This window comes from Streptomyces sp. NPDC104106, from assembly GCF_055584345.1.
This window is the reverse complement of the sequence record NZ_JBVJMF010000004.1, coordinates 125,741-139,930: the sequence shown is the minus strand read 5'-3', so window position 1 is coordinate 139,930 and position 14,190 is coordinate 125,741. Positions and strand designations below refer to the sequence as shown.

Below are 14,190 nucleotides of genomic sequence, written 5' to 3'. Positions count from 1 at the left end.
ATCACACTGACAACATCCCGGAGCCGCCTCATGAACGCTTTCCCGACCGTCCGAACGAGCGGGAGGGGCAGGCGATGAAGCCCGTCACCTCCACGATCCGCAAGCTGTCAGCGGTGCTGGCGATGGCTTGCTCCGCAGTGCCGCTGACTTCCCTCACGACGCCGGCCCCGGCCTCGGCCGCGACCCAGGCGACCTACTACGTCGCCCCGGACGGGGACGACGCCAACCCCCGGTACGATCACCGCGCCGTTCAAGACCGTGCAGCACGCACGGGACGTCGTGCGCACGGTCAACAGCAACATGACCGGAGACATCACCGTCTATCTCCGCGGCGGCAACTACCCCGTGAGCAGCACCATCGACTTCACGCCGGCCGACTCGGGAACGAACGGCCACCGCGTCGTGTACGCCGTCTACCGGCACGAGAAGCCGGTGCTGAACGGAGGCGTTCGGGTGACCGGCTGGGCACGGCACAGCGGGGACATCTGGAAGGCCACGCTGAACCGCGACATCAAGCTCCGCGCGCTCTACGTCAACGGCAAGCGCGCGCAGATGGCTTCGAAGACGATCAACTCGGCCGGATGCTACGGGACCTACACCGTCACGGCCGGCCAGGCTCCGTGGGCCTGGGAGCCGGGTTCGCAGTGCGACGGAGCCAAGTACAGTCCCTCCGATCTGCCTGCCGTCGCGTCCAACCAGGACGACGTCGAGATCAAGTCGGCGACGACCTGGACCACGGCCATCGTGGGAGTCCGCCAGATCACCACGAGCTCGGACGGCGCCAACCGCGTGGCCCTGTTCCAGCAGCCGGGCGCGGCCATCGCCCAGGGGCCGCCGAACGGCAACTTCAACCCCAACGGCACCCACACGTTCATGAACGCCTACGAATTCCTGGACCAGCCGGGTGAGTTCTACTTCGACAAGACGCACCACACGCTGTACTACTACAAGTCCCGCTCCGAGAACATGAGGTCGGCGCAGGTCTTCGCACCGAACAACGTCTCCACCCTCATCAGGATCGCCGGCACGTCCACGACCCACCACGCGCGGAACATCACGTTCTCCGGGCTCACGGTCGAGCACTCCGACTGGAACCTGGTCAATGTCGCGGGCTCGGTCTTCCGGCAGGGCCAGCAGGGCAACGCCAGCTCGACCGTGTACGCGAGGAAGAACTTCCACGCGTACACCTACCGCAACGTCGACCTGCCGCCGAGTGCCGTCCAGATCGAGAACGCCGACGGGATCATCCTGCAGCGCAACACGGTGCAGCACACCGGCGCCGACGGAATCACTATGGCCAACGACGTGACGGACTCGCAGCTGACCGGCAACATCACGAACGACATAGCGGGATCCGCCATCACCGTGGGGCACCCCCAGCACGTGTACATCGGCGACCACACCTCGACCAACCACGAGAAGTACCCCGTGAACGTCGAGGGAGTATGCAAGAACATCTCGGTCACGGACAACTACCTCTACGACAGCGCGGTGTTGTTCCAGGGTTCGAGCCCCGTGTCGGCGTACTTCGTGGACTCCCTGTCCGTGCAGCACAACAGGATCGAGCAGTCCCCCTGGGCGGGCATCACGCTCGGCTGGGGATGGTGGAACTTCGACGGTTCGGCGAAGTCCATCAATCCCGCCAACCCGACCACCACGGCGAGGAACAACACCGTGAAGTACAACGAGCTCATCGACACCATGCAGGTGCTCGGCGACTCCGCTCCCGTCTACACGCTGGGCAGTCAGCCGAACACCGAGATCAGCAACAACTACATCCAGGGTGTGCCAGCCGGCCACAAGTACGGAATCCACCCGGATGAAGGCTCCGCCTACATCAACGAGCACGACAACGTGCTCGACGTGGACCCGAACGTCGCGTTCGTCATCAACTCCGGCACCTGGGGCCGGCAGCACGACCTGACCATCACCAACACCTACGGCCCCGTCAACACGATCTTCAGCAAGAACGTCCCGAACAGCACCATTCAGGACGTGCACGCGTACGCGGACCATGTGTGGCCGACGCAGGCGTACAGCATCGCCGTGAACGCGGGCCTCGAAAATGCCTACAGGGACCTCGTCCCGCGGACCAACCTGGGCCTGCAGGACTACGCCCTGCCCGCGAGCACGTTCACCGGCAAGGGCGTGTCGTCCATCCCCCTCCGCAACATCGGCGAGGCGACCAGGACACTCTGGCTGGCTCCCTCCGGCACGACGAGGTTCGCCGTCGGCCCCACCATGACGAAGGCAGCCGGAACCGCGCCGACCATCAACGTCCCGCCGACGGCCGGCGACTACCGCCTCTACGTCGTGGACGCCAAGGGGAACGCATCCCCCGCGTCGAAGTCGCTCGTACGGCAGCAATAGGCCTACGTCGACGACGAGGACTCCGGTCTCACCTACTCCTCCGGCCGGTCGAACCGGAACGGCTCCCGTGACTTCAACGGATCCGAGAAGTACACGCCCCTTCCCTGCCAGGAACGCGTTCTACAAGGTCCTCAACAAGAACAGCGGCAAGCTGCTCGCGGTGTCCGGCTCCTAGGACGTCCGGGATGGTGCCGGTGACAGGAACCGGCACCACCTCGCGGGTATGGGCCGCCTCCTGGTCGGCGGCGAGAACTCGTGTCGGTGACCGCGTGCTTCTCCAGCGGCGCGGGCACCGGCCGCCCGGCCTCGGACAGGGCATCCCGCCAGCCCTCGGCGCGCTGCCCGACCCTGGCTGTGGAGGAAGGGAGCGTCACATAGTGCACGGTCGGCTGAGCACGACAGGTGTCGTATGTGCAGCGCATCTGTTGGAAGCCGTAGGACGGCTTGCCCTTGGGACGGCCGGCAGCACGGGTCTTGATCGTCGCGTCGCGGTTGCTGCACTGGATCGCGCCGAGTTCCATCTGTGCGCCCCACGCTTCCATGGGGAAGCGATTCTCGTCGGCGGGATCGTCAAGACCCCAGGCATCATCGTGCCCGTACGTGACGAGCATCTTCTTCTCGTCCCGCATCTTGTATCCGGTGTTCAGGCAATCGACGACGTTGCGGCCGAGCCGGTCCACCGCAGCCGCGACCAAGCCGTCGTAAGGTCCCTCCTCGTCGCGGAACCAAGGGCCGAGCTTCGGGCGGGTCATGGGGTCGGTGGCGCCTGAGCCCTCCCAGCCATCCGCCCAGCCGATGATGTGCGCGCCGACGGAGGCGGGCGGCGCAGCTTCACGCGCGACAGCCGCCGCACTCCGGGCAGGCAATTGCCTCATCCGTCGTAGGGACGTTCGATCACACTCGGGTCCGTACCGCGCATGTTTCTCTGCGTTCGCGCACGCATGGTACGGAGAACTGGCGGCACGACCCCCTCGAGTGATCTTGGTCAGCCGAGGAAGCTCAGACGAACCTGACGGTTGACATTGGAGATGTTGGTGTCGACCAGGCACACCGACTGCCAGGTCCCCAGTTCCAGGCGGCCGGCGATCACCGGCAGGGTCGCGTGCGGGGGGACGACGGCAGGCAGGACGTGGTCGCGGCCGTGGCCGGGGCTTCCGTGGCGGTGCTGCCAGCGGTCGTCGGCGGGCAGCAGGGTGTGCAGGGCGGCGAGGAGGTCGTCGTCGCTGCCGGCGCCGGTCTCGATGACGGCGATTCCGGCGGTGGCGTGCGGGACGAAGACGTTGAGCAGCCCGTCGCGGCCGTCCGCCACGTCCCGCAGGAAGTCCTCGCAGTCGGAGGTCAGGTCGACGACCCGTTCCCGGGATCCGGTGGTGACGCGCAGCGTACGGGTAGTGAAGGCATCTGGCATGCCACCATCCTGGCCCATACGCCGCCTTCCCTCCCGATGGCACGACCGGCTGCTGATATGTCAGGTCCACAAGGCGAGACACCATTGACCGTGGACCGTCCGCCTGGCTACGTTCGGCCGCATGTTGCGTTCAGCCCTGCTCACCACGCGCGGTCACATCGACCTGCTGCGGGTGGTCTCCGCCGCGTGTCGCCGCGGCCGCTGACGCCCCCTTCCGCCTGACCCCTCGCGGCGCCCCTTCCGGCGCGTGCCGCCGCCGGTCCCGCACGCCCGCATCCGGCGATCCGGTACGTCCGTGACCGTCTCCCTCATCCGCGCGTGAGCCGGCGGCACCTGCGCCGCCCCTCTCCCCTCCCGTGGAGGACCGATGAGCATCAGTCATGCCCCACCCGGCTCCCCCGAGCCCGACATTTCCCCGATATCCACCTCGAAGGAGTCCGAATCAGCGCCCTCCGACGGCGCCGCCGCCCCCCTCGACCTCCAGCCCGTCGTCCCCTCGTCCTCGCGCTCCGTCCGCGTCCCCCGCTGGCTGCGCCGCACCACGGGCCCCGTCCTCCTGCTGGTCCTGTGGCAACTCCTCAGCGCCACCGGTGTGCTGACGCCCGATGTGCTGGCCTCGCCGGGCCGGATCGCGCGGGTCGGCTGGGATCTGGTCAGCGACGGTTCACTGCCGTCGGCGATGGGGACCTCGCTCCGGCGCGTCGCGCTCGGGCTGCTGTTCGGTACGCTGGTCGGCACCGGACTCGCCCTGCTCTCCGGGCTGTTCCGGATCGGCGAGGACGTGGTGGACGCCCCGGTGCAGATGCTGCGGACGGTGCCGTTCGTCGGTCTCATCCCGCTGTTCATCATCTGGTTCGGTATCGGCGAGGCCCCGAAGATCGCCATCATCGCCCTCGGCGTGACCTTCCCGCTCTATCTCAACGTGTACGCCGGCATCCGGGGGGTCGACTCCCAACTCGTCGAGGCGGGCGAGTCGTTGGGCCTGTCCCGGTGGGGGCTGGTGCGGCACGTCGTGCTGCCGGGCGCGCTGCCCGGCGCGCTGACCGGGCTCCGGTACTCGCTCGGCATCGCCTGGCTCGCGCTGGTCTTCGCCGAGCAGGTCAACGCCGACGCCGGGATCGGCTTCCTGATGGTGCAGGCGCGGGACTTCCTGCAGACCGACGTGATCGTGGTCTGCCTGATCGTCTACGCCTTCCTCGGCCTGCTCGCCGACTTCATCGTCCGTTCCCTCGAAAGGGTGCTGCTGCAATGGCGACCGACGTTCACCGGCCGGTGAGCCCCACGATTTCCGCGGGATCCGCCGCGCCCACGGCCGTGCATGTCGAGGGGCTGACCCGCTCCTTCGACGGCCGTACCGTCATCGACGATCTGCGGCTCGACATCGCGCCCGGCGAATTCGTCGCCCTGCTCGGCCGCAGCGGCTGCGGCAAGTCGACGCTGCTGCGCATCCTCGCCGGCCTCGACCGGGACATCCGGGGCACGGCGCTGGTCCCGCGCCGCAGGGCCGTCGCCTTCCAGGCGCCCCGGCTCATGCCCTGGAAGAAGGTCTGGCGCAACGTCCTGCTCGGTCTGCCCGGCAGACCCGAACGCGCCGTCGCCGAGCGGGCTTTGACCGAGGTCGGACTCGGCCATCGGGTCGACGCCTGGCCGAGGACCCTCTCCGGCGGTGAGGCCCAGCGCGCCTCCCTCGCCCGTGCCCTGGTGCGCGAGCCCGACCTGCTGCTGCTCGACGAGCCCTTCGGCGCCCTCGACGCGCTGACTCGGATCAACGCCCAGCGCCTGGTCGGGGAGTTGTGGCGGCGCCGCGGCTGCGCGGTGCTGCTGGTCACGCACGACGTCGAGGAAGCCGTGCTCCTCGCCGATCGCGTGCTGGTCATGGACGGCGGCCGCATCGCCCACGAGCAGCACATCGACCTCGACCGGCCGCGCGAGATCACCGACCCGCGCTTCGCCGCACTCCGCGCCGGCCTGCTGGCACGGCTCGGCGTCCACGCCGCCGCCGAAGCGGCCTGACTCCCGGGACTCCGGCGCGCGCCCCGGCCAACCCGGTGCGCGACCCGTCGGCACCCCGAACCCAGCACTCCCCCGCTCCACGTGACGACCCATCCGCTCCCATGGATTACGCCCTCCACATCCCCGCACGCACGTCCCCTCACGCACAGCCCCTCACCCGACATCCACGCACCTGAACGGAAACGTCATGCGCCGACGCCTCGCCCCCGCCGCAGCTCTCCTCCCCCTCGCACTCCTGCTCACCGCCTGCGGCGGAAACTCGTCCGCGAGCACCGGCAGCGACACCGACGGCAAGGGCTCCGTCACCCTGAACGTCGGCGACCAGAAAGGCGGTTCGGAGACCATCCTGCGTGCCGCCGGAGAGCTGAGGAATCTGGACTACAAGATCAAGTGGTCCACCTTCACCTCCGGCCCACCGCTGCTGGAGGCCGTCAACGCGCAGGCCGTCGACATCGGCGGCGTGGGCAACACCCCGCCCGTCTTCGCCGCCGGCGCCGGTTCGAAGATCTCCGTCGTGGCCGCCTGGCACGGGACGTCCAGGGGCGACACGATCCTCGTCCCAGGCGGCTCCGCGCTGACCGACACCAAGCAGCTGAAGGGCAAGTCCGTCGCCGTGGCACAGGGTTCGTCCGCCCACTACCAGCTGATCGCCTCGCTCCGGGCGGCCGGGCTCAGCCTGTCCGACGTCAACGTCAAGTACCTCCAGCCGGCCGACGCGCTCGCCGCGTTCACCTCCGGCAAGGTCGACGCCTGGGCGGTCTGGGACCCGTACACCTCGCAGGTCCTCCGGGCGAGGCAGGGCCGCGTACTGACCACCGGAGACGGCGTCACCAACGGGCTCACCTTCCAGGTGGCCGCGCCCTCCGCGCTGAAGGACCCGAAGAAGGCCGCCGCCATCAAGGACTACCTCGCCCGGCTGCGGCGGGCGACGGCCTGGGTCCACGGCCATCAGCAGGAATGGGCCACGGTGTGGGCCAAGGACACCGGGCTGCCGTACGACGTGGCGCTGGACTCGGTGAAACGGACGAACGCCACGCGCGTCGCGGTCGCCGTCGACAAGCCGCTCGTCGCCTCCGAGCAGCAGATCGCCGACGCCTTCACCACGTTGCGGCTGATCCCGAAGAAGGTGGACTTCGGCGACTTCGTCGACACCCGCTTCAACGGCGGCCTGCCGCCGTCGACGACACCGCCGGCCACGAGCTGACCGGCCGATGCCCGCCCGACGGCCGTACGGCTCTACCTGTGGACGACCGGCACGCCGCGTTCGACGGTGAAGACGTGGACGGCCGTCACAACCGTGTGCTGGTCGGCGGTGATCCCGTGGCTGTCGCTCGTTTCTGGGAAGGGGCGATCAGGGGGCGGGCCTCAAACTTCCGCTGCCTGGTCCTGGTGGAGGACGCGGTAGGTCAGGGCGAAGTCGGCCGCCGCGCACGCGAGGAGGCACGGGGGAACCGCGGCGACGCGCTCTGCGGCTCGCCGAGGGCGAGGAGCGGGGCTGGCGCGAGGCCATGGGACCGTTCTGCGAGACCTTCTCCGCCCACCGCGCGATCGCGTCGGCGGCGTGGGCCGCCCAGTACACCAGCGCCGCCGTCAAGGACCTGTAGTCCCAGGTGATGGAGCGGTTCGTGACCGAGGTGACGGCCGCGATCGAAGCCGAACGCCGCCGCGGGGCCGCCCCCGAGGGCGTCCCCGCCCGTGACCTCGCCGCCTCGCTGAACTGGATGGTGGAACGCGCGCTGTTCAGCACCTTCCGCGGGCAGTCACCGACCGTCCCGGAAGAACGCCTGCTGGACACCTCGGTGTCGGTCTTCATGGGCGCGATCTACCGGCGTTCCGACAGCTGAGCCGGGCGGAACGGGCCGGTGTGCGGAAGCGGCCCGGCTCGGCTCACCGTCGCTCGGCCTGCCGGCAAGGACTAAAGGAGAGAGGCCAACTCCGCGAAAACCACGGGCTCTTTCTCGCTCAGCTCGGCCCAGACCGTCTTGCCGTGCCGGGCGTGGCGTGTTCCCCACTGCTCGGCGAACTGGGCGACCAGCAGCAGTCGAGTCCGGAACCAGCGACCTCCGGGCAGACGGACCATGGAGGGATGCCGAAGGTTCAGCGCACGACGGCCTCGTCCTCCTTCCGTTCCGCCTCGGCCGCCGCGCGCACAGGAAGCCGTGCGCCCTCGATGTCGACGTCCGGCGTGATCCGCTCCAGCCAACGGGGCAGACCCCAGGCGCGGCGGCCGAGCAGGGCCATGACCGCCGGGACCAGGGTCATGCGGACCACGAAGGCATCGACGAGGACACCGAACGCCAGGGCGAAGCCGATGGACTTGATGATCGGGTCGTGGTTGAAGACGAAGCCGCCGAAGACCGCCGCCATGATGAGCGCGGCAGCGCTGACGACCCGGCCACTGCGGGCGACGCCGTGGGTGATGGCCTCGACCGCGTCATCCGTGTGCTCGTAGTGCTCGCGCATGCGGCTGACGAGGAAGACCTCGTAGTCCATGGCCAGCCCGAAGAGGACGCCGATGAGGAGGACCGGCAGGAAGCTGGTGACCGGGCCCGCCGACGGGATGTCGAGGACTCCGTTGAGATGTCCGTCCTGGAAGACCCAGACGGTGGCTCCCAGGGACGCCGCGACGGACAGCAGGAAGCCGAGCGCGGCCTTGACCGGAACCAGCAACGATCGGAAGGCGATGGTCAGCAGAATCAGGGCCAGGACCACGATGATGGCGATGAACAGCGGTAGCGCGTCGGCGAGTTTGCCCGCCACGTCGATCGCGGCTGCGGTCGTACCCGCGATGTAGAGGGTGCCGCCCGCCCTGTCGACGGCGGGCGCGTTCTCCCGCAGCCGGTGCACGAGGTCGGTGGTGGCCTGGGCGTCCGGCCCGGTCTTCGGGACGACGGCGATGACGGCGAGGGTCGAGTCGGCGTTGGCGACCGGCGGGGTGACGACCGCCACACCACGCTCACCGGCCAGGCTCGCCCGCAGATGCGTCACTGCCGAGCCACGATCGGCCGTCGGCACGTCGCGCAGGTCGACCACGGTCGTCAGGGTGGCGTTGAAGCCGGCCCCGAAGCCCTTTGTGAGCAGGTCGTAGCTCTTGTGCTGGGTGCTGTCGACAGGCTGCGAAGCGTTGCTGGGCAGGCCGAGTCGCAACTCGCGCGCGGGTACGGCGAGCGCGAGCAGACCGATCGCTCCCCCCAGCAGGACGAGCAGCGGCTTACGAGTGACCACGCGGGCCCCGGCCAGGCCCCAGGCGCCCGGGGCGCGTCCGGCCGCAGGGCGACCGCGCGGTCGCAGCCGGTCGCCGAACAGGGCGAGGACGGCGGGTACGAGGCTGACGGCGACCAGGACCGCCAGCAGCACGGTCACCGCCGCGGCCAGGCCCATCACCGTCAGGAACGGGATGCCGGTGACCGCGAGCGCCGCCAGCGCGATGATCACCGTCGCCCCCGCGAAGACGACCGCGCCGCCGGCCGTGGCCACGGCACGCGCGATCGAGTCCTCCGCGTCCTGTTCGGGATCGGCGAGCTGCTCGCGGTGGCGGGAGATGATGAACAGGGCGTAGTCGATACCGACGGCCAGCCCGATCATCAGGGCGAGCACGGTGGCGGTGCTGGTCATCTCGACGTATCGGGTCATGAACCCGACGCCCAGGACGCCGATCGCCACGCCCACGAGGGCGGTCAGCAGGGGCAGCCCGGCGGCTATGAGGGAGCCGAGGGCCAGGGCCAGGACGGCGAAGGCGATCACGACGCCGACCACCTCGGCCGGGCCGCCGACCTCCGTCTTGACATCTATCGCCGAGCCGCCGAACTCGATCTGCAGTCCTGCGTCGCGGGCCTGGGCCATCGCGCGGGACAGGGCGTCCTTGGACGACTGCGGCACGTCGCTGGCCTGCTGGCGGAAGCGTACGTCCGCGTAGCCGATGCGCAGGTCGGGCGAGACCGTCCTGGCCTTGAGCGGGTCGGAGACGTTCACGACGCCGGGGACCCCGGCGGCCTTCCTCAGGCTCGCCTCAACGGCCGCCGTCGCCATCGGCTCGGTCAGCTGCCGCCCCTCGGGCGCAGCGAAGACCACCCGGGCCACCCCGCCGGCGGCCGCGGGGAACTTCTCCTTCAGCAGGTCCTGCGCTCTCTGTGACTCGATCCCCGGCACCGAGAACTCGGTGGTCACCTTCCCGTGCAGGGTGATCCCGAGGCCGCCGACGACAGCGAGCAGCAGCAGCCAGCCCGCGATGACCCGGCCGCGACGGCGTACCACCCATCGCGCCCATGCGTACAGGCGTGAGGCCAATTCCCGGCATTCCTGTACACGTCGTCCCGCGAGGTGGCGAAGATCGGCGTCGACGCGCTCGACGCCGACCGGGGCGTGGTCGTCGCCGGCCTGCCCATGCGGATCGTCAGCCGCCTCATGCGCCTGACACCGCGACGTGTCCTGCCGCCCGCGCTCGCCCGGCAGAACCCGGGGATGCAGCGCGACCGCCAATGACCTCCCGCGAAGGCAGGGAAGATCCGCGTCCGTTCCCCCGTTAGTAGAAGCGTGAACGAATCGCGCGAGGTCGAGGTTGTCGTCATCGGCGCCGGTCAGGCGGGGTTGTCCAGTGCCTACCATCTGCGCCGCACCGGCTTCGAGCCGGACCGCGACTTCGTGGTCCTCGACCGCTCCCCCGCGCCGGGCGGCGCCTGGCAGTTCCGCTGGCCCTCGCTGACGTACGGCAAGGTGCACGGGATGCATGCGCTGCCGGGCATGGAGCTGACGGGCGCCGATCCGGCGCGGCCCTCGGCGGAGGTCATCGGCACGTACTTCGACCGCTACGAGCGCGCCTTCGGTCTGCGGGTGCGGCGGCCGGTCGGTGTACGGACCGTGCGGGAGGGCGACGGCGGCCGACTGTCGGTGGAGACCTCGGCCGGCACCTGGTCCGCACGGGCACTGATCAACGCGACCGGCACCTGGGACCGTCCGTTCTGGCCGCGCTACCCCGGCCAGGAGTCCTTCCGCGGGCGGCAGTTGCACACCGCCCAGTACGCCGGTCCGGACGAGTTCACCGGGAAGCGGGTCGTGGTGGTGGGCGGTGGCGCCTCGGGCACCCAGCATCTGCTGGAGCTGGCCCCGTACGCGGCCGAGACCACCTGGGTCACCCGGCGGCCCCCGGTGTTCCGCGAGGGACCGTTCGACCAGGAGGCCGGCCGGGCCGCGGTCGCGCTGGTCGAGGAACGGGTGCGCCAGGGACTGCCGCCGCGCAGTGTGGTCTCGGTCACCGGTCTGCCCCTCAACGACGCCGTCCGGCAGGGCCTGGCGGACGGCGTCCTGGACCGGCAGCCGATGTTCGACCGGATCACCCCGGACGGCGTGGAGTGGAACGACGGCCGCCGGGTCGAGGCCGACGTGATCCTGTGGGCCACCGGGTTCCGAGCCGCCCTGGACCATCTCACCCCGCTCCGGCTTCGCGAGCCGGGCGGCGGCATCCGGGTCGAGGGCACCCGGTCGGTCGCCGATCCGCGGATCCACCTCGTCGGCTACGGCCCCTCCGCCAGCACCATCGGGGCCAACCGGGCCGGACGCACGGCCGTACGGGACATCCGGCGACTGCTGGCCGAGGAACAGCCGATCGCCGCGTGACGCCCCCGCCCTGTCGACCGCTTCGTACACCTGCCTCGCGCGCCGGCCCTCGGGGACGACCACCGTGGCGGGCCAGGTCTCCGCGGAACCGCCACGGCGGTACCGGCCACGACGAGGACGTGCCTGCCCCTCCGTGTCAACCGGTTCGTGCTCCGGGGCGGCATCTTCGTCTGCGTGCGGGAACGTTGATACTCGCATCCCCCCGATCCCGGCACGTATTCAGCTTGTCAGCCGGCCCTGTCCCCCGCGGGCGCGCATCCCCGCGGATTCAACTGGTCGGCTCCAGTTGCGCGTCCCGGCGCACCAGGGCGGCGTACCGTCCGTCCCGCTCCAGCAGTTCCTCGTGCGTGCCGCGCTCGGCGACGCGGCCGGAGTCCAGCACCACGATCTGGTCGGCGCCGCGGATGGTGGACAGGCGGTGGGCGATGGTGATCGTGGTCCTGTCGGCGGACAGGGCGTCGATGGCCTCCTGGACCGCGGCCTCCGTACGGGTGTCGAGCGCGCTGGTCGCCTCGTCGAGGATGAGGACCGGCGGGTCGCGCAGGATGGTGCGGGCTATCGCCAGGCGCTGCTTCTCGCCGCCGGAGAAGCGGTGGCCCCGTTCGCCGACGACCGTGTCGTAGCCATCGGGCAGCGCGGCTATGTGTTCGTGGATCTGCGCGGCCTTGGCCGCCGCGTGCAGTTCGTCGTCGGTGGCGTCCGGCTTGGCGAAGCGGAGGTTGTCGGCGACGGTGGCGTGGAAGAGGTACGTCTCCTGCGAGACGACGCCGACCGCCCGCGCGAGGGTGTCGAAGTCGAGATCGCGGACGTCGACGCCGTCCAGGGTGACGCGGCCGCCGGTGACGTCGTAGAGCCGGGGCACCAGGTAGCCCAGCGTGGACTTGCCCGCGCCGGTCGGGCCGACGACGGCGAGACTGCCGCCGGCGGGCACGGTGACGTCGACGCCGTCGAGGACCGGACGGCCCGTGTCGTCCTTGTCGTAGCGGAACTCGACGCCCTCCAGCCGGACTTCGCCCTTGATCCGGTCGAGGTGGACGGGCCGCTCCCGCTCGGTGATGTCGATCGGCAGGTCGAGGTACTCGAAGATGCGCTGGAAGAGCGCGAGGGAGGTCTGGATCTGGACACCCGTCGCGAGCAGGCTCACGGCCGGGCGGAACAGGCCCTGCTGGAGCGAGACGAAGGCGACGATGGTGCCGAGCGAGACCCTGGGACCACCGAACTGGAGGGCCAGACCGGCGGTCCAGTAGATGACGGCCGGCATCGCGGCCATGACGATCGTGATCACGGCCATGCGCCAGCGCCCGGCCATGTTCGACCTCACCTCCAGGTCGACGAGGCGCTCGGACTCCTCGGCGAAGGAGGCGGTCAGCGAGTCCGACCGGCCCATGGTGCGGCCGAGCAGGATGCCGCTGACCGACAGCGACTCGGTGACCGTGGCGGCCATCGCGGCCATCTGCTTCTGCCGCTGCGTGGTGATCTTCTTGCGTTCGTTGCCCACGCGGCGGCTGATCCACACGAACGCGGGGAGCAGGACCAGCGAGACGATCGTGAGCCGCCAGTCGAGGGCGACCATCGCGACGATCGTGGCGACCACGCTGGTGACGTTGGAGACCAGGGCAGTGGCCGTGGAGGTGACGGTGGCCTGCATGCCGCCGATGTCGTTGGCTATGCGGGACTGCACCTCGCCGGTGCGGGTGCGGGTGAAGAAGGCGAGCGACATGCGCTGGAGCCGGCCGTAGACGGCGGTGCGCAGGTCGTGCATGACGCGCTGGCCCACGGTGGTCGAGATCAGCGTCTGGAGCACGCCGAAGACGCTGGAGAGGACCGCGCTGAAGATCATGCCGAGGGCGAGCAGGCTCAGCAGGCCGGTGCGGCCCCGGGGGATCGCGACGTCGAGTGTCTCCCTCAGCAGGAACGGTGTGGCCACCGAGACCAGCGAGGAGGCGCCGACCAGCAGGCCGACGATCGCGAGCCGCCCGCGGTAGGGGCGGAAGAGCTTCAGGATGCGACGCACCTGCCGGGGCTGCTCCTTGGCATCGGCGGGTGGGGTCCAGGACGTTTCACGGTCGGGATGCATGGGCTCCTACGGGGGTGGGCGGGGGCCGGGCAAGGACCGGCCGACGATGACTGAGGGATCGTAGCTCATTGTTACCTATACTCACAATGAACGGCATCCTGATATTGTTCCCGCATGAGCACCCCTGATTCCGACGGCCTGCTCGCCGAGCAGTTGCTGCGGCTCACCCGCCGGGTGCACCGCATCCAGAAGCGCCATCTGGAGGAGCGCGACCTGGGCGTCACCCCGGCCCAGTCCCGGCTGCTGCGCACCCTCGCGCACTATCCCTCGCCCCCGCGCATGGCCGACCTGGCCGAGCGCCTGGAAGTGGTGCCGCGCGCGGTGACGACGCTGGTCGACGGGCTGGAGGCGAGCGGAAAGGTGCGTCGGGCGGCGGATCCCGCGAACCGGCGCGTGACCCGCATCGAGCTGACCGACGAAGGGCGAGCGACCCTGCGCGAACTGCGCGGCGCCCGCCGGTCGGCCGCCGAGGAGATACTCGCCCCGCTGACCGAGAAGGAGCGCGCGGTGCTGGGCGTACTGCTGGACACACTGATCGACGGGGAGACGGCCAAGAACTGCTGACGGCGGCGGAGTGCGCCGTCGGCGCGTGGTGCAGGTGCAGCCCGGGCACACCGCCGACCCCGTGTCGCACCCCCGCACCGCACCGCCGGCACGTCGGCACCCCCCAACGCCGCGTCGCCGCACCGCCCCACCCGTCCCACCACCA

At 70.2% G+C, this 14,190-nt stretch carries 13 protein-coding genes; 8 read left to right on the top strand and 5 right to left on the bottom strand.

Annotation, left to right across the window (positions count from 1 at the left end):
- The first annotated feature begins 258 nt into the window (after nucleotides 1-258).
- A complete protein-coding gene (locus tag ACZ60X_RS11335; protein ID WP_469596354.1) occupies nucleotides 259-2,370 on the top strand; it encodes a right-handed parallel beta-helix repeat-containing protein in 2,112 nt (703 codons plus the stop codon).
- Between the two features lie 131 nt (nucleotides 2,371-2,501).
- On the opposite strand, the gene ACZ60X_RS11330 is transcribed toward ACZ60X_RS11335, so the two are convergent.
- Both ACZ60X_RS11330 and ACZ60X_RS11325 read right to left on the bottom strand, forming a co-directional pair.
- Complete coding sequence (locus ACZ60X_RS11330) at nucleotides 2,502-3,122, bottom strand: recombinase family protein (protein ID WP_469596350.1); 621 nt, start codon at nucleotides 3,120-3,122, stop codon at nucleotides 2,502-2,504.
- Nucleotides 3,123-3,355: 233 nt separating this feature from the next.
- Complete coding sequence (locus tag ACZ60X_RS11325) at nucleotides 3,356-3,778, bottom strand: secondary thiamine-phosphate synthase enzyme YjbQ (protein WP_469596348.1); 423 nt, start codon at nucleotides 3,776-3,778, stop codon at nucleotides 3,356-3,358.
- Between the two features lie 367 nt (nucleotides 3,779-4,145).
- Here ACZ60X_RS11325 and ACZ60X_RS11320 point away from each other — a divergent pair, with 367 nt between their 5' ends.
- The 4 genes from ACZ60X_RS11320 to ACZ60X_RS11305 all read left to right on the top strand — a co-directional run bounded on the left by ACZ60X_RS11320 (nucleotide 4,146) and on the right by ACZ60X_RS11305 (nucleotide 7,635).
- Nucleotides 4,146-5,054: an ABC transporter permease gene (locus ACZ60X_RS11320; protein ID WP_469596346.1), complete on the top strand. Its 909-nt coding sequence runs from the start codon at nucleotides 4,146-4,148 to the stop codon at nucleotides 5,052-5,054.
- Nucleotides 5,027-5,791, top strand: a complete 765-nt coding sequence (locus ACZ60X_RS11315; protein ID WP_469596344.1) for an ABC transporter ATP-binding protein — start codon at nucleotides 5,027-5,029, stop codon at nucleotides 5,789-5,791. Before ACZ60X_RS11320 ends, ACZ60X_RS11315 begins: the two co-directional genes overlap by 28 nt.
- A gap of 187 nt (nucleotides 5,792-5,978) precedes the next feature.
- Nucleotides 5,979-6,995: an ABC transporter substrate-binding protein gene (locus ACZ60X_RS11310; protein ID WP_469596341.1), complete on the top strand. Its 1,017-nt coding sequence runs from the start codon at nucleotides 5,979-5,981 to the stop codon at nucleotides 6,993-6,995.
- A 409-nt stretch (nucleotides 6,996-7,404) separates the two neighbouring features.
- Nucleotides 7,405-7,635 carry a hypothetical protein gene (locus tag ACZ60X_RS11305; protein ID WP_469596338.1) on the top strand — a complete coding sequence of 77 codons (231 nt, stop codon included), beginning with the start codon at nucleotides 7,405-7,407 and terminating at the stop codon, nucleotides 7,633-7,635.
- A gap of 71 nt (nucleotides 7,636-7,706) precedes the next feature.
- Here the strand turns inward: ACZ60X_RS11305 and ACZ60X_RS11300 are convergent, their stop codons facing one another.
- A complete protein-coding gene (locus ACZ60X_RS11300; protein ID WP_469596336.1) occupies nucleotides 7,707-7,871 on the bottom strand; it encodes a hypothetical protein in 165 nt (54 codons plus the stop codon).
- A gap of 17 nt (nucleotides 7,872-7,888) precedes the next feature.
- Nucleotides 7,889-10,078 carry an MMPL family transporter gene (locus ACZ60X_RS11295; RefSeq protein WP_469596332.1) on the bottom strand — a complete coding sequence of 730 codons (2,190 nt, stop codon included), beginning with the start codon at nucleotides 10,076-10,078 and terminating at the stop codon, nucleotides 7,889-7,891.
- A gap of 33 nt (nucleotides 10,079-10,111) precedes the next feature.
- Here ACZ60X_RS11295 and ACZ60X_RS11290 point away from each other — a divergent pair, with 33 nt between their 5' ends.
- Nucleotides 10,112-10,273, top strand: coding sequence for a hypothetical protein (locus tag ACZ60X_RS11290; RefSeq protein WP_469596329.1), 162 nt, complete (start codon nucleotides 10,112-10,114; stop codon nucleotides 10,271-10,273).
- A gap of 51 nt (nucleotides 10,274-10,324) precedes the next feature.
- Entirely contained in the window at nucleotides 10,325-11,404 is a 1,080-nt protein-coding gene (locus ACZ60X_RS11285) for an NAD(P)-binding domain-containing protein (protein ID WP_469596326.1), read from the top strand.
- Between the two features lie 268 nt (nucleotides 11,405-11,672).
- Here ACZ60X_RS11285 and ACZ60X_RS11280 read toward each other — a convergent pair whose 3' ends face one another.
- Complete coding sequence (locus ACZ60X_RS11280) at nucleotides 11,673-13,481, bottom strand: ABC transporter ATP-binding protein (RefSeq protein WP_469596323.1); 1,809 nt, start codon at nucleotides 13,479-13,481, stop codon at nucleotides 11,673-11,675.
- 114 nt (nucleotides 13,482-13,595) lie between these two features.
- On the opposite strand from ACZ60X_RS11280, the gene ACZ60X_RS11275 reads away from it, so the two are divergent.
- A complete protein-coding gene (locus tag ACZ60X_RS11275) occupies nucleotides 13,596-14,045 on the top strand; it encodes a MarR family winged helix-turn-helix transcriptional regulator (RefSeq protein WP_469596321.1) in 450 nt (149 codons plus the stop codon).
- Nucleotides 14,046-14,190: the final 145 nt, after the last annotated feature.